3 protein-coding genes and 1 pseudogene are annotated in these 2,799 nt (G+C 68.2%); 3 read left to right on the forward strand and 1 reads right to left on the reverse strand.

The genetic code is table 11. The features are described from left to right. Positions 1 to 225 (reverse strand): hypothetical protein (locus VFB40_RS16980; protein WP_324851740.1); only part of this gene is annotated, 225 nt, incomplete at its 3' end. Between the two features lie 386 nt (positions 226 to 611). On the opposite strand from VFB40_RS16980, the gene VFB40_RS16985 reads away from it, so the two are divergent. The 3 genes and pseudogenes from VFB40_RS16985 to VFB40_RS16995 form a co-directional block, all read left to right on the forward strand. Next, positions 612 to 1,319 carry a response regulator transcription factor gene (locus tag VFB40_RS16985; RefSeq protein ID WP_324851742.1) on the forward strand — a complete coding sequence of 236 codons (708 nt, stop codon included), beginning with the start codon at positions 612 to 614 and terminating at the stop codon, positions 1,317 to 1,319. Positions 1,320 to 1,375: 56 nt separating this feature from the next. Next, positions 1,376 to 2,314, forward strand: coding sequence for a mycothiol synthase (gene mshD / locus VFB40_RS16990; protein ID WP_324851744.1), 939 nt, complete (start codon positions 1,376 to 1,378; stop codon positions 2,312 to 2,314). A gap of 117 nt (positions 2,315 to 2,431) precedes the next feature. Then, a pseudogene (locus VFB40_RS16995) lies at positions 2,432 to 2,799 on the forward strand (RNA degradosome polyphosphate kinase); the annotation flags it as partial.

Below are 2,799 nucleotides of genomic sequence, written 5' to 3' on the forward strand. Positions count from 1 at the left end.
CAGGTGGACACTCTCCGGGTCGCGCTTGCCGACCTGCTGCCCGTCGACCAGGAATGAGCAGCGCTTAAGCACGCTGGCCAGCCGGCCGCCCTCGGCTCCACGATCGGCTACTGCGGCGGAGAGTGCAGCGCCGAGCGTCTCCGCGCGTGTCTGCTCCTCGGAGGTGCCCGCGGCCTCACGCGCGGCGGCCCAGTAACGCAGGGTCGCCGTGCCTGTTGCTTGCACCGGCTTCACTCCCTCCCTGTTTCGGCGTGCGCCAGAGCAACGGTACCCGGGTGGCGGTGTTAGTCACACGCAGATGCGTTCACACGCGTCGCCGGGGTCAAGCAACCTGTTCACGCCCCCTAGCGCGACACGTGCGCGATAACGAAGCGAGAAAGGTTCGTCACCCCGCAGACATACCCTGTCCATGTCGGCTATCCTGCCTTCAGAGGATCCGGGCGATGAGGCCACTGGATCCTTCGTGTTTTTTACGAGCACGTTACACACGCCTCACTAGCCGGCTCTGCGGTGTGGGCGCCGGCACGGTTGCGGAAACACGGCGAACCCCGTCGCGTTAATGCAACCGCCTATCCGGCACCTGTGCGGCACGGCGGAAGGAGCACCACCCCATGGCCACCCTCCTCCTGTTGACCAACGCTCTTGCTCCTTCAGCAGAAGTGCTCCCCGCGCTCGGCCTCCTGCTGCACACGGTGCGCGTGGCGCCGGCGGAGGCGGCCGCGCTCATGGACACGGCGCCCGCAGACGTGCTGCTGGTCGACGGCCGCCGTGAGCTGCCCGCGACCCGATCGCTGTGCCGGGTGCTGCGCACCACCGGCCTCGACTGCCCGATGCTGCTGATCACCACGGAGGGCGGGCTGGCCGCGGTCACCGCCGAGTGGGGCGTGGACGACGTGCTGCTGGACACCGCCGGGCCGGCCGAGGTCGAGGCCCGCATCCGGCTCGCGGTCGGCCGCCTCGCCGCCGCGGCGGGCACCGAGGACCTGCCGCTGGAGATCCGCAACGGCGACCTGACCATCGACGAGGCGACGTACACCGCGCGGTTGCGCAACCGGGTCCTGGACCTGACGTTCAAGGAGTTCGAGCTGCTCAAGTACCTGGCGCAGCACCCCGGCCGGGTGTTCACGCGGGCGCAGCTGCTCCAGGAGGTCTGGGGCTACGACTACTTCGGCGGCACGCGCACGGTAGACGTACACGTGCGACGCCTGCGCGCGAAGCTCGGCGCGGAGCACGAGCAGCTGATCGGTACGGTGCGGAACGTCGGGTACCGGTTCGTCAACCCGGAGAAGCGCTCGGACCGCGAGGCTGTACGCGTCTGAAGAGGCCGTACCCGGCTGAAGCTGTGCGCAGCCGGTGCCGCGCATAACCTGACGATGTGACAGAGACGAACGAGGGGCCACAAGGCACAGCCGCGCGCTTCACCCAGGCTCATCGGGCCGAGGCGTTGGCGCTGGTACGTGCGGTAACTGAATCGGATGGCGTCTCGCCGATCTCCGAGAGTGGTCGCCTCGCGTTGCTGCACGACGGCCTCGACGAGCCGCATTTCACCCGTTACGAAGGCGGCAAGCTCGTCGGCTATCTGTACCTTGCGCCGCCCGATGCAGATCAGAGCAGGACCGCGGAGCTATGCGTGGCGCCGGACTCGCGGCGGCATGGGATTGGTCGTTCCCTCATCGAGGCCACGCTCGCGGAAACCACAGGGATGTTGCACGTCTGGGCACACGGCAGCCTGCCCGGCACCGAACAGTTCGCCGCGCGGCTCGGCTTGACCGCGGTCCGCGAACTGCGGCTGATGGAACTGAAGCTGGGCGGCGGTTCGGGACCCGACCTGACCCCGCCGCAGCCGCCCGAGGGCGTCAAGGTCGACACCTTCCGGCCCGGCGAGGACGAGGACGCGTGGCTGGCGCTCAATGCGCGCGCCTTCGCGCATCACCCGGAGCAGGGGTCGTGGACTCGAAACGATCTCGCCGAGCGCGAGGCCGAGCCGTGGTTCGATCCGGCCGGCTTCTTCCTCGCCCGTTCCGCCGAAGGGCTGATCGGCTTCCACTGGACCAAGGTGCATCCGGCGGGGACCTACGGCGCGGGCCGGGTCGGCGAGATTTACGTGCTCGGCGTGGATCCGCAGTCCGGGCGCCGCGGGCTCGGCCGACTGCTCGCCCTGGTCGGATTACAGCATTTGGCGCAATCAGGACTAGAAAACGTCATCTTGTATGTAGATGGCGACAACACACCGGCCGTACGGTTGTACCTGTCCCTAGGCTTCGGCAATCGGGCCGTGGACACCATGTACGAACGGCGCGGCTCGGCGGCGTAGCACTCTTCCCGCTCCCCTCCACACCGCCCCCGACCGGGATTGTGAGCCCTGGTTCGGTCGCCCGGTGTCCCTCCGCCCGACACCCGCAGTTCACCTTCACGTGCGAGAGTTTGGATCATGGAACCGGCCGCCGACCTCCCCCGCTTCCTCGACCGCGAATCCTCCTGGCTCCAGTTCAACAGCCGGGTACTCGAGCTGGCCGAGGACAAGGAGGTGCCGCTGCTGGAGCGGGCCAAGTTCGCCGCGATCTTCGCCAACAACCTCGACGAGTTCTTCATGGTCCGGGTGGCCGGACTCAAGCGACGGATCGCCACCGGCGCCACCGGGTCCACCGCCTCCGGTTTCACCCACCGCGAGGTACTGCAACGGATCTGGGCCACGACGCGGGAGCTGATGATCAGGCATGCGCAGCTCTTCCAGGAGCAAGTGCGCCCGGAGCTGACCCAGCACGGCATCGAGATTCTGCGCTGGGGCGACTTTGACGC

The organism is Actinocrinis sp., assembly GCF_035650855.1.
GTDB lineage: Bacteria > Actinomycetota > Actinomycetes > Streptomycetales > Catenulisporaceae > Actinocrinis.

What these genes read in the sequence shown, in the direction of transcription:
- VFB40_RS16985 (WP_324851742.1), top strand. Translation starts at nt 612, where the DNA reads ATGGCCACCCTCCTCCTGTTGACCAACGCTCTTGCTCCTTCAGCAGAA.